This is a genomic window from Massilia antarctica, assembly GCF_015689335.1.
In the GTDB taxonomy this organism is placed as follows: Bacteria; Pseudomonadota; Gammaproteobacteria; order Burkholderiales; family Burkholderiaceae_D; genus Telluria_A; species Telluria_A antarctica.
The window spans coordinates 1,737,174-1,758,135 of record NZ_CP065053.1 but is presented as its reverse complement, the minus strand read 5'-3'; the positions used below and the strand labels follow the sequence as shown (position 1 = coordinate 1,758,135).

The 20,962-nt window shown below is 62.0% G+C and carries 14 protein-coding genes and 1 pseudogene; 10 read left to right on the top strand and 5 right to left on the bottom strand.

Translation table 11 applies throughout. The annotated features are described in order from the left end of the window. The first annotated feature begins 164 nt into the window (after positions 1 to 164). The 5 genes from IV454_RS07955 to IV454_RS07935 all read left to right on the top strand — a co-directional run bounded on the left by IV454_RS07955 (position 165) and on the right by IV454_RS07935 (position 8,171). Positions 165 to 596 (top strand): YybH family protein, encoded by a 432-nt coding sequence (locus IV454_RS07955; protein WP_206091031.1) that lies wholly within the window; start codon positions 165 to 167, stop codon positions 594 to 596. Positions 597 to 654: 58 nt separating this feature from the next. Next, complete coding sequence (locus tag IV454_RS07950) at positions 655 to 1,404, top strand: MmcQ/YjbR family DNA-binding protein (protein ID WP_206091030.1); 750 nt, start codon at positions 655 to 657, stop codon at positions 1,402 to 1,404. A gap of 112 nt (positions 1,405 to 1,516) precedes the next feature. Next, entirely contained in the window at positions 1,517 to 1,867 is a 351-nt protein-coding gene (locus IV454_RS07945; RefSeq protein ID WP_206091029.1) for a TfoX/Sxy family protein, read from the top strand. A gap of 6 nt (positions 1,868 to 1,873) precedes the next feature. Next, positions 1,874 to 6,649 (top strand): ATP-dependent helicase, encoded by a 4,776-nt coding sequence (locus IV454_RS07940; RefSeq protein WP_206091028.1) that lies wholly within the window; start codon positions 1,874 to 1,876, stop codon positions 6,647 to 6,649. After that, a complete protein-coding gene (locus tag IV454_RS07935; RefSeq protein ID WP_307730214.1) occupies positions 6,537 to 8,171 on the top strand; it encodes a carboxylesterase family protein in 1,635 nt (544 codons plus the stop codon). Before IV454_RS07940 ends, IV454_RS07935 begins: the two co-directional genes overlap by 113 nt. A gap of 6 nt (positions 8,172 to 8,177) precedes the next feature. Here IV454_RS07935 and IV454_RS07930 read toward each other — a convergent pair whose 3' ends face one another. Next, positions 8,178 to 9,074, bottom strand: coding sequence for an AraC family transcriptional regulator (locus tag IV454_RS07930; protein WP_206091026.1), 897 nt, complete (start codon positions 9,072 to 9,074; stop codon positions 8,178 to 8,180). Positions 9,075 to 9,245: 171 nt separating this feature from the next. Between IV454_RS07930 and IV454_RS07925 the strand changes: the two genes are divergently transcribed. The 3 genes from IV454_RS07925 (at position 9,246) to IV454_RS07915 (ending at position 12,572) form a co-directional block, all read left to right on the top strand. Further along, positions 9,246 to 10,004: an SDR family NAD(P)-dependent oxidoreductase gene (locus IV454_RS07925; protein WP_206091025.1), complete on the top strand. Its 759-nt coding sequence runs from the start codon at positions 9,246 to 9,248 to the stop codon at positions 10,002 to 10,004. A 33-nt stretch (positions 10,005 to 10,037) separates the two neighbouring features. Next, complete coding sequence (locus tag IV454_RS07920) at positions 10,038 to 10,712, top strand: glutathione S-transferase family protein (RefSeq protein WP_206091024.1); 675 nt, start codon at positions 10,038 to 10,040, stop codon at positions 10,710 to 10,712. 651 nt (positions 10,713 to 11,363) lie between these two features. Further along, positions 11,364 to 12,572, top strand: a complete 1,209-nt coding sequence (locus IV454_RS07915; protein WP_206091023.1) for an MFS transporter — start codon at positions 11,364 to 11,366, stop codon at positions 12,570 to 12,572. 561 nt (positions 12,573 to 13,133) lie between these two features. On the opposite strand, the gene IV454_RS07910 is transcribed toward IV454_RS07915, so the two are convergent. Continuing rightward, entirely contained in the window at positions 13,134 to 14,558 is a 1,425-nt protein-coding gene (locus IV454_RS07910) for a cytochrome P450 (protein WP_206091022.1), read from the bottom strand. Between the two features lie 87 nt (positions 14,559 to 14,645). On the opposite strand from IV454_RS07910, the gene IV454_RS07905 reads away from it, so the two are divergent. Further along, positions 14,646 to 15,578, top strand: a complete 933-nt coding sequence (locus IV454_RS07905; protein WP_206091021.1) for an AraC family transcriptional regulator — start codon at positions 14,646 to 14,648, stop codon at positions 15,576 to 15,578. 243 nt (positions 15,579 to 15,821) lie between these two features. On the opposite strand, the pseudogene IV454_RS07900 reads toward IV454_RS07905, so the two are convergent. Both IV454_RS07900 and tnpA read right to left on the bottom strand, forming a co-directional pair. After that, positions 15,822 to 16,064: pseudogene (locus IV454_RS07900) on the bottom strand (Glu/Leu/Phe/Val dehydrogenase); the annotation flags it as partial. Between the two features lie 48 nt (positions 16,065 to 16,112). Beyond that, entirely contained in the window at positions 16,113 to 16,289 is a 177-nt protein-coding gene (gene tnpA / locus IV454_RS07895; protein WP_206091019.1) for an IS66 family insertion sequence element accessory protein TnpA, read from the bottom strand. A 444-nt stretch (positions 16,290 to 16,733) separates the two neighbouring features. On the opposite strand from tnpA, the gene IV454_RS07890 reads away from it, so the two are divergent. Then, the gene (locus IV454_RS07890; RefSeq protein WP_229522120.1) at positions 16,734 to 19,541 is read left to right on the top strand and encodes a TonB-dependent receptor domain-containing protein; all 2,808 of its coding nucleotides are present in this window, start codon (positions 16,734 to 16,736) and stop codon (positions 19,539 to 19,541) included. Positions 19,542 to 19,654: 113 nt separating this feature from the next. On the opposite strand, the gene IV454_RS07885 is transcribed toward IV454_RS07890, so the two are convergent. Next, positions 19,655 to 20,941, bottom strand: coding sequence for a Glu/Leu/Phe/Val family dehydrogenase (locus IV454_RS07885; RefSeq protein ID WP_206091018.1), 1,287 nt, complete (start codon positions 20,939 to 20,941; stop codon positions 19,655 to 19,657). Between the last annotated feature and the right edge of the window lie 21 nt (positions 20,942 to 20,962).

The following is a 20,962-nucleotide window of genomic DNA, read 5'->3' as shown; positions in this document are numbered from 1 at the left end:
GTGCCGCCCCGATCTTTTCATCGGTTCACTTCACAACAGCTGCGAAAGATGTGCATTGGTTTCCAAATATGTCCGAAAAGTGTCTTAATATGGGCTTATTTTGTCTTGATTCACCAAGTCCATTGTTAGAGAATACCATTTTCAGCTACTGAAAGAAATTCGTAATGGGCAGCAACCTTCAAACCATCAGTCACGAATTGCTTGAGTTGGAGCGTTCACTCAACGAACGCTGGAGCGTCGGCGACAGCCACGGCTATCTCGACAATTACCACGAGGACATCAGCTACTTCGACCCCGCGCTGGAGAGGCTGCTGGTCGGGCGCGATGCGGTCGCCCTGCACATTCAGAAGCTCTACAAGAACCCGCACATCGTGCGCAACGAATACCTTAATCCCCATGTCATCGCCAGTGAGGCGGGCGACTTGGCCGTGCTGAGCTACAACCTGCGGACCTATGTTGCTGGCGACAACGGCGGCGAGACCCTGCTGCGTGCCTGGAACGCGACGGAGGTCTACCGCATGATAGCCGGCGCGTGGCGCATCGTGCATTCGAACTGGGCCATCACGCAGTCCATGACGACGGCCTCGGCCTCCTGAACGCAGCATCGGCTCCCTGTCGCGCTTGATGGAGTGCCAACTGACTGGGAGAGACCATATGGACTCCGGCGCACTATTCGATTGGGCCGACAAGGCCGCCCGGCCTCGGCTTGGCGTAATCGTTGATAACTCGTTCGGTGCAGACTGGCACGCCTACAAGGTGGGTGGTCGGGTCTTCATGCTGGCGAGTATTGTGCTGGACCATGAAGCGCGGGTGATCGTCAAGGTCGACCCGATTCGCGCGGAAGTCTTGCGTCTGCAGCATCCGGACATCACCGCGGGCGGACATCGGCTGAGCAAACGCCACTGGATCTCCATCGCGCCCGGCAGCACCATCACCCGGGCACTGGTCGAGACCGAAGTGCGCGAGTCCTACCGGCTGGTTCAGGAGGGGCTTCCAGATCAGGAGCCAAGTGAGAAGAAGCTCTCTGAGCGGCAGTTCCAGCCACTCGCCCGCAAGGTCGCGCTGTCGCTGCCGGAGGTGAGCCACGGACGCCCCTTCGTGGAGAAGCTGGACGTCTACAAAGTCGGCGACAAGGTCTTCATGATCGTCACTGACGACCCCAACGAGCAGATAATCACCCTGAAAGCCGATCCGCAGCAGGCGCAAGTCCTGCGCGAACGCTTCGACACGGTGACCGCAGGACGCTACCTCGACAAGGGCCACTGGATCTCCGTTGGCGCGGGCCGGGGCATAACCGAGCGGTTGGTCACCGACCTGGTCAAGACTTCCTACCGGTCGGTCGTCGAGACGGTGTCGGCCCACGATCGGCCCAAGAAGGGGGGATCGAAGAAAGGCGGATCGTGACCAGGAACCAAGCGGTGACCGGGCGCTACCGGCGCAACGCCACAGGATCATCGAAGCCGACCCACTCCCGCCAACAGGCCCGAAAGACAATTTCAAGGAAAGAACCCAGGCAATGACTGAGCAATCCCGCAAGACCCAAGCAATGGCAGATTACTACGTCGACCAGCTCTCGCCTTGGGCGAAGACCACCACGCGGCAGATGTTCGGTGCCGTTGCACTCTACCGGCACGATCACGTCTTCGCCATGGTTTGGCATGGCGGCCTGTACTTCAAGGTGGATGACGACTCGCGCAAAGACTACGAGACTGCCGGCTCGCATGCCCTGGGATATGTGAGCGAAGGCGAGCAGCATGCGCTGAAGTCCTACTGGGACGTGCCCGCCGACGTGGTCGAGGATCGCGAACAACTGCAGCAGTGGGCCGAGCGTGCTTACCACGCGGCGGTCAAGAGCGCGAAGGACTGATCCACGATGATGGAGCTTCCGGACACAGCGAAGGCCGACCCGCTCGGACACTTCGCGCCCGCCACCCGCGCCTGGTTCGGCTCCGCGTTCCCGTCGCCCACGGCCGTACAGGCGGCGGCGTGGGCGGCTATTGGCGGCGGCCAGAACGCGCTGGTAATCGCGCCCACGGGTTCGGGCAAAACGCTGGCAGCGTTCATGCAAGCCATCGACCAGCTCTTTCGGGAGCGCGAGGCGCAGGACGGGACCGCGGCTGGCGTCACCAAGGCGGCGACACGCATCCTCTACATCTCGCCGATCAAGGCGCTGGGCACTGACGTACAGCGCAACCTGAGCGACCCGCTCCAGGGCATCACCGCACAGCGCAAGCGCCGTGGCGATCCCCCCGTAGAGATCAAGGTCGGCATGCGTACCGGCGACACGCCACCGTCCGAGCGCGCGCGTCTGCTGCGTCGGCCACCCGACATCCTCATCACCACGCCCGAGTCGCTCTACCTGATGCTCACGTCCAAGGCGCGGGAAACCCTGCGCGGCGTACGGACCGTGATCGTGGACGAGGTCCATGCAGTCGCGGGCGGCAAGCGCGGCTCGCATCTGGCGCTCAGCCTGGAGCGCCTCGATGCCTTGCTGTCGGCGCCGGCGCAGCGCGTCGGGTTGTCGGCGACGGTGCGTCCGGTGGACCGGGTCGCGCAATTCCTGGGCGGATCGCGGCCGGTGGCGGTGGTGAACCCGCCCTCTTGCCGCCAGTTCGACCTGCGCATCGTGGTGCCCGTGGAGGACATGGCCGACATTCCACCCCGCAACAGCACCACTGCCAGAGATGGCCTCCCGGACAGGCAAGGCTCGATATGGCCCCATATCGAAGCCAGCATCCTCGAGCAGGTGCTGCGCCGGCATTCGACGATCGTGTTTGCCAACTCGCGCGGCCTCGCCGAGAAATTGACCGCGCGTCTCAATGAACTCTATGCCGAGCGCCTGGCTGAGGAGGACGCCTCCCCACCGGCAGCGCCCGGCGATACCGCCATTCACTACCCATCTTCCGTTGGCGGCACTGACAGCCGGTCCGCGGGTGTCGCGCCACTGATCGCCCGCTCCCACCACGGCTCGGTCTCCAAAGAGCAACGTGGCGAAATAGAGCAGGCGCTGAAGTCGGGCGAACTGCGTTGTGTGGTAGCGACCTCCAGCCTGGAACTGGGCATCGACATGGGCATGGTCGAACTGGTGATCCAGGTCGCCGCGCCCCCTTCAGTGGCGAGTGCTCTGCAGCGTGTCGGCCGAGCCGGCCACCAGGTGGGCGGCACCTCGGCCGGGCTGATCTATCCCCGCACCCGGCGCGACCTGGTCGACGCCGCCGTCACCATTGACTCCATGCTGGCCGGACGCATCGAGGCCATCGATCCGCCACGCAATCCGCTCGACGTTCTGGCGCAACAGACCGTGGCTGCGGTTGCCATGGAAGAAGTCAATGTCGATGACTGGTATGCAACGGTGCGGCGCGCAGCACCGTTCCACACCTTGTCGCGCAGTGTGTTCGATGCGGTGCTCGACATGCTGGCTGGGCGCTATCCCTCCGACGCATTCGTCGAGTTCCGCCCGCGCCTGGTGTGGCACCGTGAAACGGGCCAGCTGAGCGCGCGCCCGGGCTCCAAGCAACTGGCTGTCACCAGCGGCGGCACCATCCCGGACCGGGGCATGTTCAGCGTGGTCCTGCCCGAAGGCGTGGAACAGGCCGGTTCGCGCCGGGTCGGCGAGCTCGACGAGGAGATGGTCTACGAATCGAAAGTGAACGACATCATCACCCTGGGAACGTCCTCCTGGCGGATCCAGCAGATCACCAACGACCAGGTGGTCGTGGTGCCAGCCCCGGGACGCTCGGCCCGCCTGCCATTCTGGCGCGGCGACGGGTTGGGTCGGCCGGCCGAACTGGGTGAGGCCATCGGTGCCTTCCTTGCGCTGCTGGAAGGCGCTGCCAGGGCCGATGGCAGCCTGGACATCGACCCCGCGCTGAAGCAACGTCTGGAGGCGGCCGGGCTCGACCGCAATGCGATGAACAACTTGCTCAAGCTGGCCGGCGAGCAGCGCGAGGCGACCGGCATGTTGCCCACTGACCACACCCTGGTGTTGGAGCGTTGCCGCGATGAGACCGGGGACTGGCGAGTCATCCTGCACTCTCCCTACGGGCGGCGCGTGCATGACCCCTGGGCGCTGGCCATCGCCGAGCGCATCCGCCAGCGCTTGAAGGTCGATCCTTCGGTCGTCGCCAGCGACGACGGCATCATCGCGCGCATACCCGATACTGCCGGCCGTGTGCCCGGCGCCGAACTGTTCCTCTGCGATCCGCAGACCCTGCGCAAAGCCGTCACCGATGCCGTGGCTGGCTCGGCGCTGTTCGCCGCACGCTTTCGCGAATGCGCAGCGCGGGCACTGCTGCTGCCGCGCCGTATGCCCGGGCGCCGTTCGCCGCTGTGGCAGCAACGGCTGCGTGCCGGGCAGTTGTTGCAGATCGCGCAGGGCTACCCTGATTTTCCGATCCTGATCGAAACGGCGCGCGAGTGCCTGCAAGACGTCTATGACCTGCCGGCACTCGATGCACTGATGCAGCGTCTGCAGGACGGTGCGGTGCAGATTGCCGAGGTCACCACGGAAGTACCTTCTCCTTTCGCCGCGAGCCTGCTGTTCGGGTACGTGGCGGAGTTTATGTACGAGACCGACACCCCGCTGGCCGAGCGGCGCACCTCGGTTCTTGCGCTCGACAGCGGCTTGCTCGCCGATCTTCTCGGCCAGGTCGACTTGGGAGAACTTCTCGATCCGGTCATCATCAATCACGTAGGGGGCGAACTGCAGCGGCTCGTGCCCAGCCATCAGGCCAAGGGCATGGAAGGGGTTGCGGATCTGCTGCGCCTGCTCGGGCCACTGACCACGGAAGACATGACGCAGCGGCTCAGCGACGGGGAAAATGCCCGGGCCTACCTCGCCGACCTGGAGCGCGAGGGGCGCGCCATTCGCGTAACGATTGCCAGCCGCGACCACTGGGCTGCCGTCGAGGATGCCGCCCGGCTGCGCGATGCGCTCGGCATCACCTTGCCAGCCGGTCTGCCCGAGGTCTTCCTGGGGCCGACGCAAGCGCCACTGCGCGATTTGGTCGCACGCTACGCCCGCACCCATGCGCCGTTCAGCACCGGCGAAGCCGCGCGCCGTTTCGGCCTCGGCGTCGCCGTGGCGGACGAGGCACTGGAGCAGTTGTCCGGCTTGGGCAAGCTGCTGAAAGGCAATTTCGGCGTCGAGAGCCGCCTCGAAGCGCAGACGCCTGAGGGCAGTGTCCATCCGCTGGCACGCCATGAATGGGTGGGCGACGAGGTGTTCAAGCGCCTGCGGCTGCGTTCCTTGCAGGCCGCCCGCGAGGCTACCCGGCCGGTGCCGCAACCGGCCTATACACGCTTGCTGTTGGAGCGCCAGGGTCTGGTGCCCGAGGTCGCGGGCAATGTAGCGGTTTCCGGCCGCGATGCGGGCGGTGGTGCACTTGTCGGAATAGACGGGGTGACCCGCGTTATCGAACAACTGGCCGGCGTGGCGCTTCCGGCGTCTCTGTGGGAACGCCAAGTGTTTCCTTCCCGCGTGCGGGACTACGCCCCGGGCATGCTCGACGAGCTGATCGCCACGGGCACGGTGCTCTGGTCCGGACACGGACGGCTCGGCGAGAACGATGGACTCGTCGCGTTTCACCTCCAGGAATGTGCCGCCGAGACCCTGTCGCCATCGCCTGACGCCGCCCCGGCAGCCCATCTGCCGGCCCTGCAACAGGAGCTGCTCGCCAGCCTGGCCAACGGCGGCGCGTACTTCGTGCGCCAGCTCATGGCGCTGGCGGCGAGCCGCCTGCAGTCTGGAGAGCCGGCGCCTACGCCTTCGGAGATCCACGAGGCGCTTTGGAACCTGGCCTGGACCGGTCATATCACCGCCGACACTTGGTCGCCCCTGCGGGCCTACTGCGGTGCACGTTCGGCACCGCGGCCACGCCCCATCCAAGCCTCGCGGCGACGCAGAGGGCTGCGCGGGGTGTCCTACAACGAGCGCATGTCCGAGGCGACATCATCTGTGGCGTCTGTGCCGACACTCAGCGATCCGACCCTCGCAGGCCGCTGGTCGCTGCTGCACCCCGAGCCGGTGAACGACACCACCCGGGCGCTGGCGCGGGTGGAGGGGCTTCTCGACCGCTATGGCGTGGTCACGCGCAGTGCGGCGATGACCGAGGACATCCCCGGCGGTTTCCCGGCGCTGCGACCGGTGTTGCGCGGCATGGAGGACGCCGGCCGGGTGCTGCGCGGACGTTTTGTCGAAGGCCTGGGGGCAGCCCAGTTCGCCGAGCGCGTCACCGTCGATCGCTTGCGTGAACTCGCCGCTGCGCCTCCGGGGGAACCCGTTGCAGTGCCGCTGTCCGCGGCAGACCCCGCCAATCCCTTCGGAACGTTGCTGCCTTGGCCCTCTCATCCATCGAACGTGCGCCCGGCGCGTCGCACCGGGGCTTTCGTCGTCTTGGTCGACGGATGCCTGATGTTCTACCTCGCTCAGGGCGGGCGTCACTTGCTCAGCTATGGTGATGCGGATGCCGTCGACATGGCCAGGCCGCTTGCCGCAGGCCTAACCGCACTGGCAATTGCACTGAAAAGGGAACAGCATGGAACCTTCACCCTGGAACTCGTGGATGATCAATCGACTTACAAGAGCCCTCTTTGCGCGGCGCTTCGTGCCATTGGGTTCTCCAGCGCGCCCAAGGGGCTGGCTTGGTAGTCAACGGTTTGATGAGCACTGGACATCGACAAGCCAGTGTCCCCCGCCGCACGTCGCCTCATCGCGCAACCTCAATGGAAGAAACAACCACATGACCGATACGGATACCGCTGCCCGCTCGATCCGCTCCTGGCTAGGCATCCCTTACGCCGCCGCAGAGCGTTTTCGTCGCCCCACCTTGCTGCCGTTCAACCCGGATCTGCCTTACGACAAAAAGGGAGCTGCCCCGATGCAAGCCGGCGACACTGGCTGGCTCGAGGCCGACAACGGTTTCAGCGAGGACTGCCTGAACCTGAACGTCTGGGCACCCGAAGACGTTGGCAATGAACCGCTCCCCGTGGTCGTCTATATCTTCGGCGGTGGCTTCGAGCTCGGCGCAAACACCCAGACCACCTCGAACGCCTCGGGTCTCGCCACGACCGGCCGCGCCGTCGGGGTGTCCTTGAACTACCGGCTTGGCCCGTTCGGGTGGCTTTCGCTCTCTCAGTACGGGGGCGTCTTCGCGGACGCCACCAACCTCGGTCTGCAGGACATCATCACCGCACTCCAATGGGTAAGGGTGAACATCGCCCGTTTCGGCGGCGACCCGGACAACGTTACCGTCACCGGCCACAGCGCGGGCGCTTTCGCCACGCTCAGCCTGCTCGCGGCGCCGTCGGCCGATGGCCTCTATCGCCGCCTCGCTGCGTTCTCCGGCATGGCGTCACGTCTGGTGCCGGCGTGGGGGGCGGAAGAACGAGCGCTTGAGGTGCTCACCAGGCTGGGAATTCAAGACGATCCCGAGCAGCTTTTGAATATCGACGCAATGTTGCTCGCCGAGACGATGAGCAAGACGCAACTTGCGGATCCAGGTGCACGGCACGGCATCGATAACACTGTCATCGCCATCGTCGACGACCACTCCCAGCCGGGCGGCGTTATCGCGCACCATCCCCTGCGGGTCCTCGAGTCCGGACGTCACCGGGACATCGACATCTTTTTGAGCAGCACCACCCATGAGACCGATTGGTGGGTCCTGCACAAGACCGACGACTTCGATCCCGGCAGCATCAGCGAACTCGTCAAGGAATTTGCTGCGAGGAACCGGATCCCACGCAGTCGCGCCCGTGCGATCATCGCCGCGTACGACATCGATGGCCGCACTCCCATCGAAGTCCGCGGGGCACTACTCACCGACTTCTCCTTTACACTGCCGCATGTCCGCGCCGCGCTGGCGCATGCCGCGGCCGGCGGAAACGCACACCTGCTTTCGGTCGGCCCGGTCGAAGGGGCGCACGCGGTGCACGGCACCGAGATGTACGGCATTGTCGGACAGGAGCGTCCAGGCGCAAGTGCGCAGCAGATTGTCCGCGACACCTTCATCCGCGACACCCTCCTGGATTTCGCAGAAGGAAACAGGGGCCGCCTTTGGACTGCTGTCACCACGAAACCAACCACCCGGGGGATCGGCAACTTGCCCTATGACGCGACCACCCATGCGGTCGAGGTCCTCAAGACCTTCGAAGGCATCGAGAGACCCTGATCGCGCTCAGGCCTTGCCGGGGCTGCCGATGGCCGCTCTGATCCGACGGACGTCGCGCGCTGGCGGCGCGCCGAACTGCCGGAGATATTCGCGACTGAACTGCGAGGCGCTCTCGTAGCCGATGGCGTAGGCAACCTCCGATGCGCTGTCACCGGCGAGCAACAGCTGTCGCGCTTCCTGCAACCGAAGCTGTTTCTGATACTGCAGCGGGCTGAGCCCGGTCAGCGCCTGAAAATGGCGATGCAGACTGGCGCGGCTCATGCCGGTTGCTTCGCATAGCGCCTCGATGCGCAAGCGGGTGTTGTGATTGTCTCTTATCCATCCCGCCGCTCGCCGGATGCGATCCAGCGTACCTTCGGGTTGGGCGATCTGGCGCAGCAGACGACCTTGCGGGCCTTGCAGGAGACGATAGAGTAATTCGCGCTCCGCCATGGGAGCGAGCACGGGGATGTCGACCGGGGTGTCCAGCAGCGCCAGGAGCCGCAGCAAGGTGTCGCGCAGTGGCGCTGTCATCGGATTGATCGCGATACCGATACCCTGCGGCTCGGCATCGCGCACCTGCGGCATGGTGGCCGCGACATCGGCCAACTGGCCGGGGTCCAGAATCAGCGACACTGCGACATAGGGGCGACCGTCCTTCTCATCGAGGATCTGGCCGGTCAGCGGCAGCTCCAGAGCGCTGATGAGGTAATGCGCAGGGTTGTAGCTCAGAAGAGCATCGTTGATCTGCACCTGCTTGGAACCCTGGAGGATGAAGCAAATCATCGAGCGGTATAGGCACGGCGCTTTGTCGGTGCTCGCCTGCCCCACGCTGATCTCCAGGCGTGGGATAGGTGAAATGGTTACCGCTGATGGCGCATGGCGTAGCGCGATGTCGAGGTGTTGGGCGAAGTGGTCAGTCATTTCCAAATAATGCCATGGTCTACCCGTTCGACAAAGTGGATTGAGACAATCGGGCAATATATTGAGCGTATCTGGCCTGTCGGTCGCGCTGTCGACAACTTAATATCGAAGCAAGCGCGAGGGTGCCTGGACGGCACCGATTGCAGCGTAACTTTTCATCAAGGCAACCCAATGACCCAGCAAATCGCACTTATCACCGGCGCCAGTCGTGGCCTCGGCCGCAACATGGCGCTGCATCTCGCCAAACGTGGCGTTTACATCATCGGTACCTACCGCAGCGGCGTGTCCGAAGCCGACGCACTGCGTCAGGAGATCGAGGCGCTGGGCGGCAAAGCCGCCATGCTAGCGCTCGACGTCACCGATACGGCGAGTTTTCCTGCATTCGCCGAAAAGGCGGCGCAAACCCTGAAGGCCGATTTTGGCCGCGAGCGGTTAGATTTTCTCGTCAACAACGCTGGCAACGGGCTTTTCTCCAATTTCGCCGAAGCAACCGAAGAGCAATTCGAGTCGCTGGTCAGCACCCATTTGCGCGGACCGGTGTTCCTGACTCAGAAGCTGCTGCCGCTGATCGAGGACGGCGGGCGCATCCTGAATGTCTCATCCGGCTTCGTACGCTTCACATTGCCTGGATATAGCCTTTATGCGGCGATGAAGGCTGCGGTTGAGGTATTGACCCGGTACATGGCGGTCGAGCTTGGTGCGCGTCGGATTCGGGTGAACGCGATCGCCCCCGGTGCAATCGCGACCGACTTTGGCGGTGGCGCGGTGCGCGACAACGACGATGTGAACGCTTATGTGGCGCAGGGCATCGCTCTTGGCCGCGTCGGCCTGCCGGACGATGTCGGCGGCGCGGTGGCCGCCATCCTTTCCGACGACATGGGGTGGGCAAACGGCACGACCTTCGACGTTTCGGGTGGGCAGTTGCTGTAGCGCGATCGAGACTGTATTTTTTCCGGAGAACCCATGCCCCATACCAGCCTCACCCTTATCAGCCATCCACTTTGCCCGTTCGTTCAACGGGCGGCGATCGTTCTCCTGGAAAAGGGCGTGCCGTTTGAACGGATCGATGTCGATCTTGCGGCCAAGCCAGACTGGTTCCTGGCGCTGTCGCCAACCGGCAAGGTGCCATTGCTCAAGGTAGCGCAGGCAGATGGGGCGGACTCCGTCCTTTTCGAAAGCATGGCGATCTGCGAGTATCTTGAGGAAACTCAGGACGGCGCGGCGCTGTATGCAGTCGACGCACTCTCTCGTGCCCGGCAGCGGGGCTGGATTGAGTTCGGCACGGCGACCCTTGCCGACGCTTGGCAGTTTCTGAACGCATCGGAACGCTCGACTGCGAATGCAAAAAAGGCGGCGTTCCGGGACAGGCTCCAGCGGTTGGAGGCGGTGCTTGCGACAGGGCCATATTTCAATGGGATAGCCTTCAGCATGGTCGATGCGGTGTTCGCACCTCTTTTTCGGTATTTTGACATCGTGGATCCGACGGTGTCGCTGCCGATATTCGAGGGCCTTCCACGCGTGTTGGCGTGGCGGGCAGCACTGGCGGCACGACCGAGCGTTGCCGCCGCCGTGACAGAAGACTACGCCGAGCGATTCCGCCAGCATCTCCGTGGACATCAGGCGCTCACCGCAGGCTGACCAGTAATCACAAGGCTGCACTACCTCTGCTTCGTACCCCCTAGTTCAATCATCACATTTACCTCATAGAAAAGGTGCTCCACCATGCCCACACCGATCGAAACTTTATTTCGGTGGCGGCGCCGCAAGAAATTCGCAAGTTGTTGTTTTTGTTAAGGCGGTTGTGTCAAACTTTATTGTTTGTGCACATCGAAACAATAAAGTCGGTCGGTAAACAATAAAGTTGGTCGGCGGCTGGCGGTAACTGCTGATCTTTCGCTTGTTGGTAACGCAACATTATTCCTTACATTGGACGGCAGCGAGGAACCACAATTGGCCGAGTCTGACCCAGAGCAGGCCTAATCAGCTGTTGGTGGCAGGCGAGTACCTGGAAATCGTCATCAAGCGCTACCAGGGATCGGCAAACGCCCCATCGTGTGGTGCACACCACTAGTTACCGCCGGGGGGCAGACTACGCTATACTTTTGAAGTCGGAAAAGGCAGGCTTGGTTATAGGTAGGCCCAAGCCCTTTCGGAAACGAAAGCTCTGTTTCATGTTCCTAACATGCGAACCCTCGACGAACACTGGTGCCAGTTGGCGCCACCTGTTCGTCAGTGTGGTCGTCATGTCGATGAACTGCTCCTGTCGAACAGTCGATATAGGAGCAGTACATGGCCGTCTCGCCATCCAAATTTCCCTCGGTCTTTGCCGGTTTTAACGGGCGTACCGCTATCATTGCGGTGTCTGTTTTCCTCAACTTTGCCGGCTTCACACTGATCATCCCGGTGTTGCCATTTTCGGTTGCGCGCTATGTCGCGGCGCAGGATATCGCCCTATGGGTATCACTGACGCTGGCCTTGTATTCCCTCTGTTCCTTCGTCGCCGCACCAGTATTGGGCGCGATGAGCGACCGTTTCGGACGGCGTCCCATCATGCTGTTTTCACTGTGCGGTTCCGCTCTGGGATTTGCAGTGTTCGGCATAGGCGGCTCGTTATGGATTTTGCTTGTGGGCCGTGTGATCGAAGGCGTCACTGCTGGCAGCATTTCGGCGCTGTATGCGTACGTAGCGGACACGCACAGTCCGGCTAAGCGCGGCCAGGCCTTCGGCATGCTTGGCGCTGCCGGCGGCCTCGGCTTCATGCTGGGGCCTGTTCTCGGTGGCACTCTTGGACAGGTCTCGCTGTCGGCGCCTTTGTATGGCGCGGCTGGACTCGCAATGGTAAATTTTATCCTGGTCTGGTTCTACTTGCCGGAGAGTCATCAACGCGCCAACCGCCGCGCGCACCTCAGCTGGCGCCAATTCAATGCGATCAGCCAGCTGGTGCGTACGCTGCGCGACCGGCGCCTGCGCCTACTGTTTGCGGTCGTGTTCTGCTTTACCTTGGGGGGCGCCGTGCTTCAGGCGAACTTGACTGTGCTGCTCATGGATCTGTTGGCATTTCAACCTACCAGCATCGGTCTGGTACTGGCCGGCGTTGGCGTCATGGACATCGTCAGTCAAGGGTTCGCCGCGCCCCGGCTGCAGTCGCTCTTTGGAGAGCGACGCGTCGCCACCGCTGGCCTTGTGATCAATGGCCTCGGCTTAGTGTTGCTTGCGCTGCTTCCCCTTCACGCTGCCGCGACGCTTCTGGTGGCCGGGATCGCGATCTTCACATTTGGGGACGGTCTGTTTCAACCATCTGCAAGTGCCTTGATCGCCAACGCCGCGCCGGCTGAACGGCAGGGCGAGGTCCAGGGAGCCAACCAAGCGCAGCAAGCGATCGCCCGCACGGCGGGGCCATTGGGAGCTGCCTGGCTGTATGGGGTTTCGCCAAGTGCGCCCTATGCCGCCGCGGCAATCGTCGTTTTGTTGGCGGCAGCACTGCTCACCCGAAAATAAGGAATCTGCCTGACATCGCTGTTGACATGGATACTTGGCAGGCCAGGGCCCGCTTCAAGGAAGTGGTTGGGTTGACGGTTTTCCGTGGTATTTGCGTGCGCGTGGTTCATCTTGGTCGCTTGAAATAGTCGATGATAAAGACATTGATCCAGAGCAGCTGCCATGTGTTGGTGTGCTGTCCGGTTGGCTCGTTGAAGAGGATTACGGTACATGGCCGGAGGCGGGGTATATGACGCCGATGACTGCTTGGCCACTGATTGAAAAATGCATTGAGAAATTCCGCGCGGGCCAATTGCCGTATATATTCCCAGAATAGGCGGCGTGAAACACCGGAGCTTAGCGTCAAACCAGGTCGTCTTCACGAGCCTTCGTGATGTTTCGTTGACTTGGGATTGAGCGGGTGGGCTCGGAATCGACACCATTCATGTGGAGGTGTCGTTCAGCGAGTAGCTAACTTAGCCGATCTATTCCATGAACATGCACCCCCCAAAAACGGCGACGCTAAGCGGATTTGTTGTTCTTGTTTCCGGCCGCGCGCTTGGCTCGGGCGAGCCTTCCGTGTTATCCGCCTTGTATGTATTCTTTTAGTCGCAAACGAAGCGGACATTCCGGGCGCAGCGTGATGTTGAAGGCCGGCCGGGGCGCCGCCATCCCTTCGGGAACGCTCACCGTGAAGCGCTGCAACAGCATTGCCGCGATGACCGTCATCTCCGTCGTTGCCAAGTGCTGGCCCAGGCAAACTCGGGGACCTGTGCCAAATGGCATGAAGGACCCACGCGGCAAGTCTGGCGCGCCACAGTCAAAGCGCTCGGGGCGAAACGCACTCGGGTCCAGATACCAGCGCGCATCGTGCTGCATTAACTGTAGGGGCACCATGAACATCGTTCCAGCGGGAAGCTGCCAGCCGCCCAGCGTCATCGCCAGCGTGGAGCGGCGCGACAACAGTACCGGCGCGGCAGGATACAGGCGCAGCGTTTCTTGCAGCGTCGTGGCCAGGTAGGCAAGCGAGGGAAGATCCTGCGCCGTGGGCAGCCTGCCTTGCAATACCGTCTCCACCTCGCGCCGCGCCAGCTCCTGCGCCTGCGGGTTTGCCGCCATGCACCAAGCCCACCAGGTCAGCGTTGCCGCCGTCGTCTCGTGGCCGGCCAGGAAAGCAGTCATGCATTCGTCGTGCACGGCCTTCAGTGGCCAGGCCGCAGGATCGTCGCGGTGCAGAACCAGCAGCCGGCTGAGCAGATCTTCCGGCCATGCATCAGGCGCCAGCGCCAGCCTTTTCTCGACGTGTCCGCTGATCAGGCGCTTGAGCAAGGCGATGCCTCGCCGCTTGGCGCGTTTCCACGGCATCCAGTCGGGCAAACTTGCTGGCCAGTACATCTCGGCATTCGCGGCTTTGGCAGTGTCGTTCAGCGCACCTTCCGCGGCGCGCGCGTCCTCGTCAATCTCACTGGAAAACATCATGCGCAAGATGACGTCCATCGTGAGGGAGGTAAGAGCGCTTTCAATAGGCCAGTCTGCCTCGCCCCTGGGCCAGAGTGCAAACGTCTTCGCGGCAGCACCCGCTATAGCCGGAACGAAGGCTTGCACCGCCTTAGGCGAAAAACTTGGCTGTAAGGCGGAGCGCTTGGCGCGCCACGCTTCCCCCTCGGCGGTGAGAACGCTGTGTCCGTGCAGCTGCGAAAATACGCTGATGCCTCGCTCCCAGCGGCGCAATTCCAGGTGATGGCCGACCAACAGATCACGCACCAGTTGCGGGTCGGTCACCACAATTTGGTGTTCAGGCCATATGCGCAGATGGACCACGTCGCCGTATGCCTGGCGCCATTCCGCCACCGAGCCCAGCAGGTCACGGGACATGCGGCGCAGCACGGTCCAGCCGGTCAGTCCGGACGCTGGTCCCGGGGGCCACACTCCCGGCGGATGGAGGGAAGGCGCGGCAGCGTTTTTGCCGTGCCCGTATGGGCATTGTGGAGGCGAGGTCGTATTCATGACAGCATTGTCGACCTCGGCTGGCATTGTGTATTGAACCGAAACGACATCACCGCTTGGGGAAGCTGCTTGCTATACTGGCAAGCGATGAGCTCCATTCAACCACCGCTGTCAATGCTTCCGCCAGGGCCGCTGGAGCGCGGTCCGCGCGCCGACGGCCACGGCGCTCCGCATGCATGGCTGCGTCTGGCGCCTCCCGCATTGCAGGGTGCGCTGGTCGCCCTGGTCGGCCGCGATACTCGCTCGCTGGCCTTGACGAGTGCCCAGCGCCTGTCCCACTTTCCCGCGTCACCCCTGGTGGCGATTTCCTGGTATCGCGGCCTCGATGCGGGATTGATTGGGGACAGCGCAAGCGGGCCATGCTGGCGCCCGTTTGCGTCGCCGGTCGTCATCTCGGGCAGCCAGTCGCACCCTACAGTGAGCTGGACCCCGGGCACGGGCCGGGGCTATATGGCTTGCTTCAATGCGGACGCGGCCCAAGCCCTGTTCGGGTTTGACCTCGCCGCCATTCAGGATCGCTTTGTTCCAGCAGCCGAGCTGCTGGGCGCGCAATGGGCTCCTCTCTGGGATGCACTCCTGGCCAGTGAAGATGACGCCCTGCTGTCGGTGTTGGAGAACCATCTTGCTGTGCCGTGGCAGGCTTTGCAGGGCAGGACGGGCGCACAGCCATCGCTGCGCCAGATGGGCAGGCACTGGGTCGAGCGCCTCGCGTGGAAGGCCCAGCAATGGAGCGGCGTGCACAGTACGCGTCATGTGGAACGGCGCATCAAGTCATTTAGCGGCCGCTCCCTGCGCGAGTGGCAATCGCTGGTCCGCACCGAGGATCTGTTCTTCGCCGCGCGCGATCGCTACGAGGCCGGGCAGCCGCTGGACTGGGCCGGCCTGGCGCAGTCCGGGGGCTTTGCCGACCAGGCGCACATGAGCCGGGCGACCAAGCGGATTACCGGTTTTTCTCCCGGCGAATTCGCGCTGCGGTTCATCATGGACGAATCGTTCTGGATGTATCGGCTGTGGGTTTGAACGCGGCTTCGGGTGGCGCTTATCGGGCAGATGGCAATATCGTGGCATGTGTGGCGGGCTTGGCGCGGACATTCATGCGCGAACCCTTCGGCGGTATGCTTCGATTGCCAGTCCATGCCCTCGATCATGCACCGGTATCGTGGCAACGGAAGCGAGAAATAGGTACGCAAGTGCCACGCTGCGATTGAGCATCTTTTATTCGATTGAGGGTAGCTGAACGGAATCTACGGGCTACTACACCTAACCGCCCGCGTTGGCGATCACGTCCGGCACCACCAGCACGCCGTTATCGCGCAGGATATCGTCCGCCTCCGGCGTCGTCGGTCCATTGGCGCCCTCAAGCATGATGTACGCGCGAATCTGGCCGGCGTTATCCTTGGTGATCTGCTGCCCCAGCGCGGCCGGAATCAGGATGTCGCAAGCGACGCTCCAGAAGCGCTCTGGCGCAATGCGGTCCTCGGCGCCGGCAAAGCCCACCACGCTGCCCATGCGTATTGGCGTCTCCACTTCCGCATGGCGGCATTTCCGGTCGGATCAGGCAGCGTGATGAATTGCGCCGCGCGCGCCGGTGGTCACAAGGCGTTTGCGCCAGTAGTGAACGGTCACGTCCGTGACACCGTTGAAGGCGCACCAAGCGTGCATCGTTTGCCCGGATTCGGCCTGTGCCTGCAGGCACGCTGGCCAGCGTTCCTGCTTCGTTGGCTCTTGCATGTCCGTAACTCCTGAGTCGATGGAACCCCGATTCCAGCTGCCGAAAATGCGCAATGGAAGGTGGGTCAATAGACCGCCTACTTCCTGGATCGGGAAGTTATGTACGTTATGCGCCTGAACAGGGCGAAAGGCGCATAGATACAAATGGTCAAACTGGTTAGGCTACATTCGCCGAAGCAATTTTCGTAACCATGGCTTCGGCATGCATCAGCTATGGCGCGTTCAGTCGGCTAAAAGCACGCACTTCGCGACGCTACTTGGCACAAGCGGACCAACGGCTTGGAATCGACATATGTATGCATATTGCATATATCTATAAGCCCGGCATGCCATTCACCAAATACTGACGGACATAGCCGGACAAACTCAGAAATTAACTAACCAAATGTTGGGGAGACACCCTTGAAAGAGAAATCGATTTGTGCAGCGATACGACTTCTATGTATGACAGGTCTGATCGGCGGCAGTACCGCATTTTGCCTGAGCGCTAACGCTCAGGAGGCAGAAATACAGCGAGTGGAAATCACTGGCTCGGCGATCAAACGCATCGCCAAGGAAGGGGCGCTGCCAGTTCAATTTTTAAGCGCGGCGGATATCCAAAAAACGGGCGCTAAAAGCGTTGAAGAGCTCGTTCAATCGCTCTCATCGATGCAAGGCTTTACCACGGCATCGGAGTCCGTGAACGGCAGCGGCGGCGGTGTTCAAAACGCCTCGATCCACAGTATCGGAGCCGCTTATACGCTGGTATTGCTGAATGGTCGCCGGATGGCGTCCTACGGATCGGGCAGCGCCGTTAACCTTGCCAGCATTCCGATGAGCGCGGTCGAGCGCGTGGAAATTCTGACCGACGGTGCTTCAACCTTATACGGGTCCGACGCCATTGCAGGCGTCATCAATTTCATTCTCAAAAAAAGCCAGCAGGATTTTCGATTTGATGCTGGCGTGAATCGGCCAGGAAAAACAGGTGGAGGAAACTCCAATTTCTCGCTATCCAAAGGGTTCGGCGACCTCGACAAGGATGGGTACAACCTCCTGGTGACCTACGCTCATGACGCTCAACGCGAACTCAATGCGAAGGATCGTGATTTCGCAAAAAGCGGACTGAAGCGCTTTAGCGAAAACGGAAAGAATTATTCCACTTACCTTCTGGCGGCCAATACCGCACCGGCGTCGGCCACCTTGAGCCTCAAGGACAACACGGTGAAGATATTTTCGCCTTCTTACTTTAAAACCGGCGCCTGCGGTCCTGACACTGCATTTGTTGGTACGGCAGATGACAAGTCGTGCTGGTACGACTACGCGGGGACTGTTCAGCTGGTTCCGAAGTCTGAGCGGGACAGTCTCTTCTCGTCTTTCAACATGAAGCTCAATCCTGACCTGAATGTTTTCGGCGAGCTTGTCCTCTCAAAATACAAGCAGACGGCGCGCTATGCGCCCGCTGCTCAGCGCCTGACTCTGCCGGTGACCGGGACTCTCTATACCAATGAAGTGTTGCCGTATCTTGGTAAGATCGGTGTGTCGCCAGGCGACGTGGCATCCGCGTCGATGAATATCCGGTTCACGGACGCCGGAGGCAGGACCAGAGACTATATTACCGATGCAAGGCATCTCGCCTTCGGCGCGTCAGGCATGAAGAATGGGTTCGATTACTCGGCATCGTTTACGCACTCGGAGAATAGTCAGGAATCAAATTTTGTGGGCGGCTTCCTGAGCAAGAATGCCTATAACGACATTGTCGCTTCCGGTAAGTTCAATCCATTCGGTCCATCGGGTAGTTCGTCTGCTGTTCTCGCGCCGGCAATTCTGAATACCAACGAAAACAAGACCGAAGTCAAACTGGACAGGATTAGCGGGACGCTCAGCCACGCATTGTTCGACGCACCTGGCGGACCTTCTCAGTTGGCGCTCAGCGGTGACTATTCGCAGCAACGCTACGATTTCATGCCGAGTCCCATCTCGCAGGGAGCGAACGCGCAACAGCCCAATTTTACCGACACCCCGTTGGGCGACTCGGCCGATCACCTGCCTGTCGCGGCCAAGCGCAACAACTGGGGCGCTTCCGCCGAGTGGATGACGCCAGTCTTGAAGACCTTGGAAGTGACGGCCGCGGCCCGCTACGATGCGTATGCGGCCGTGAAAAACAGCATGGTCTTCGATCCATCGGACGGGAAGCTTCTGCCTCCGGCGGAACAGGGCAATTCCAACAAGAAGGCAACCTACAAGCTCGCTTTCCGCTTCACTCCCGTCGATAATTTGCTGTTCAGGGGATCGTATGGGACGGGCTTCAAGGTGGCGAATATGGACTCGATCGCTTCGCCCACCGTTCAGGCCGGCAATACGTCCGGGGCGTATGCTTGCCCTGTCAAAGCCCCGGATCCGCGCGCGGCGTACTGTACGGGAACGACGCAGCAGTATTTGCTCAACGGTGGAAATAACCTCACCGGGCCAAGTGGGTTGCGGCCTGAGACGTCTCGCCAATACGCAGTCGGTGTTCGCTTCGATCCGGTCAAGAGCTTGTCCTTAGGTCTGGATTTGTGGTCGGTAAACATGAAGGACCAGCTGACGACCCTTCCGGAACAGTTTCCCTTCGCGGATCCGGTCAAATTCAACAAGAATTTCTCCGTTGTCTATGATCAGGGTATCGGCGCCAACAAGCTGGTCACGCTGCTTCCGACATTTAACCTAGCCGCAGCGCGCTACCGCGGGATTGACTGGGACAACTCGTATTCAATGCGAACCGGCGTGGGCAAGTTCGACTTCAAGTGGAATGGCACCTACATGTTGAAATCCGAGGTCGACGTGCCTGGATCTGCCACGGAAAGCAGCGTTGGCCGGTTTGATGCATACAACAACGTCACCGCGCGCATTGTTTCGCGGCTGTCGGCCAGCTGGGCCAGTCTTGATACCTACACCAACACCTTGGCGATCAATTTCCGCTCTGGTTATCACGATCAGGTGCTGACGGAGAACGACAACGCGTTAAAGCTCGTCAACGCTGACGGCACCTTGCCGGTCGGGTTCACCGGTCTCAAACGTGACGTGAAAGCGTTTACGACCGTTGACTGGCAAACGCGAATTCAGCTGAAACAATACGCTAACCTGGGCATTTCCCTGGGTATTCGTAATGTGTTTGATGCAGAACCACCTCTCAGTATTCGTACTGCGGGCGGCGGAAATCAGGCGGGATTCGACGCGCGCTATGCAAGTGCGTTGGGACGTCAGTTCTACGTCACTGGCGGCGTGAGCTTCTAAAAACGAAGGGAAGTGCTCCAGGAGCACTTCCCGCGTCAGTGAGCTTGTGGATCGTAACGGTTTTGGCAAGCTGAGCTTGCGCCGCCGAAGTAGACTGCCCCCCGCTCAGTTCATCACGGATACAAGCCGCGCACCTCGCGCGCCTGCAGCACGCGCGTGCACGCCACGACGAACGCGGCCGTCCTCAAGGACACGTCCTTGTCCTGCGCCACCTGCCAGATGGCCGCGAACGCATCGCGCATGATGCGGGTCAGGCGGGCGTTGATGTCTTCCTCGCTCCAGAAAAAGCTCGAAAAATCCTGCACCCATTCAAAGTAGCTGACCGTGACACCGCCCGCGTTGGCGATCACGTCCGGCACCACCAGCACGCCCTTCTCGCGCAGGATGTCGTCGGCCTCCGGCGTGGTCGGTCCGTTGGCGCCCTCAAGGATGACGCGCGCGCGAATCTGGCCGGCGTTATCCTTGGTGATCTGCTGCTCCAGCGCGGCCGGAATCAGGATGTCGCAATCGACGCTCCAGAAGCGCTCGGGCGAAATGCGGTCCTCGGCGCCGGCAAAGCCCACCACGCTGCCGGTCTGCGCCACGTGCGCCAGCAAGGCTGCCACGTCCAGGCCGCCTTCATGCACGATGGTGCCGCCGTGGTCCTGCACCGCCACCACCAGCGCGCCGGCCTCCGAAAACAGGCGGGCGGCGATCCCGCCCACATTGCCGAAGCCCTGTACCGCGACCCTGGCGCCTTCGATCTGCATGCCGCACTTGAGGGCAGCCTCGCAGCCGGCGACGTACACGCCGCGCCCGGTGGCGTCGCGCCGTCCCAAGCTGCCGCCCAGCGAAATCGGCTTGCCCGTCACCACGCCGGTGGCCGTGCTGCCCTGGTTCATCGAGTAGGTATCCATCATCCACGCCATGGTCTGCTCGTTGGTGTTGACGTCCGGCGCGGGAATGTCCTTGTTCGGCCCGATGATGATGCCGATCTCGCTGGTATAGCGGCGCGTCATGCGCTGCAGTTCGCCCTGCGACAAGGTTCTCGGGTCGACCCGGATCCCGCCCTTGGCGCCGCCGTACGGCACATTCACGGCGGCGTTCTTGACCGTCATCCAGGCCGACAGCGCCATCACTTCCGACAAGGTCACGTCCTGGTGGAAGCGCACGCCGCCCTTGCCGGGGCCGCGCGACATGTTGTGCTGTACGCGGTAGCCCTCGAAGTGGGCGATGCTGCCGTCATCGCGCTCGATCGGTACGTCGACCACCAGGATGCGCTTGGGCCGCTTGAGCGTCTCGACCCAGCGCGCCAGTGCGCCAAGGTGCGGCGTAACGCGGTCGATCTGTTCGAGGTAAACGCTCCAGGGGTTATCTTCCTTGGGGACGAGGTAGGAGGGAATGTCGTGCTGGCGTGTCATGCGGCGGCTCCGTTGTTGTAG

Bases quoted from the DNA above. Each gene is read 5' to 3' on its own strand.
- IV454_RS07945 (WP_206091029.1), top strand. From the start codon at position 1,517: ATGACTGAGCAATCCCGCAAGACCCAAGCAATGGCAGATTACTACGTC.
- IV454_RS07890 (WP_229522120.1), top strand. From the start codon at position 16,734: ATGACAGGTCTGATCGGCGGCAGTACCGCATTTTGCCTGAGCGCTAAC.
- IV454_RS07930 (WP_206091026.1), bottom strand. From the start codon at position 9,074: ATGACTGACCACTTCGCCCAACACCTCGACATCGCGCTACGCCATGCG.
- IV454_RS07935 (WP_307730214.1), top strand. From the start codon at position 6,537: ATGGAACCTTCACCCTGGAACTCGTGGATGATCAATCGACTTACAAGA.
- IV454_RS07925 (WP_206091025.1), top strand. From the start codon at position 9,246: ATGACCCAGCAAATCGCACTTATCACCGGCGCCAGTCGTGGCCTCGGC.
- IV454_RS07910 (WP_206091022.1), bottom strand. From the start codon at position 14,558: ATGAATACGACCTCGCCTCCACAATGCCCATACGGGCACGGCAAAAAC.
- IV454_RS07955 (WP_206091031.1), top strand. From the start codon at position 165: ATGGGCAGCAACCTTCAAACCATCAGTCACGAATTGCTTGAGTTGGAG.
- IV454_RS07920 (WP_206091024.1), top strand. From the start codon at position 10,038: ATGCCCCATACCAGCCTCACCCTTATCAGCCATCCACTTTGCCCGTTC.
- IV454_RS07940 (WP_206091028.1), top strand. From the start codon at position 1,874: ATGATGGAGCTTCCGGACACAGCGAAGGCCGACCCGCTCGGACACTTC.
- IV454_RS07950 (WP_206091030.1), top strand. From the start codon at position 655: ATGGACTCCGGCGCACTATTCGATTGGGCCGACAAGGCCGCCCGGCCT.
- IV454_RS07915 (WP_206091023.1), top strand. From the start codon at position 11,364: ATGGCCGTCTCGCCATCCAAATTTCCCTCGGTCTTTGCCGGTTTTAAC.
- tnpA (WP_206091019.1), bottom strand. From the start codon at position 16,289: ATGCAAGAGCCAACGAAGCAGGAACGCTGGCCAGCGTGCCTGCAGGCA.
- IV454_RS07885 (WP_206091018.1), bottom strand. From the start codon at position 20,941: ATGACACGCCAGCACGACATTCCCTCCTACCTCGTCCCCAAGGAAGAT.
- IV454_RS07905 (WP_206091021.1), top strand. From the start codon at position 14,646: ATGAGCTCCATTCAACCACCGCTGTCAATGCTTCCGCCAGGGCCGCTG.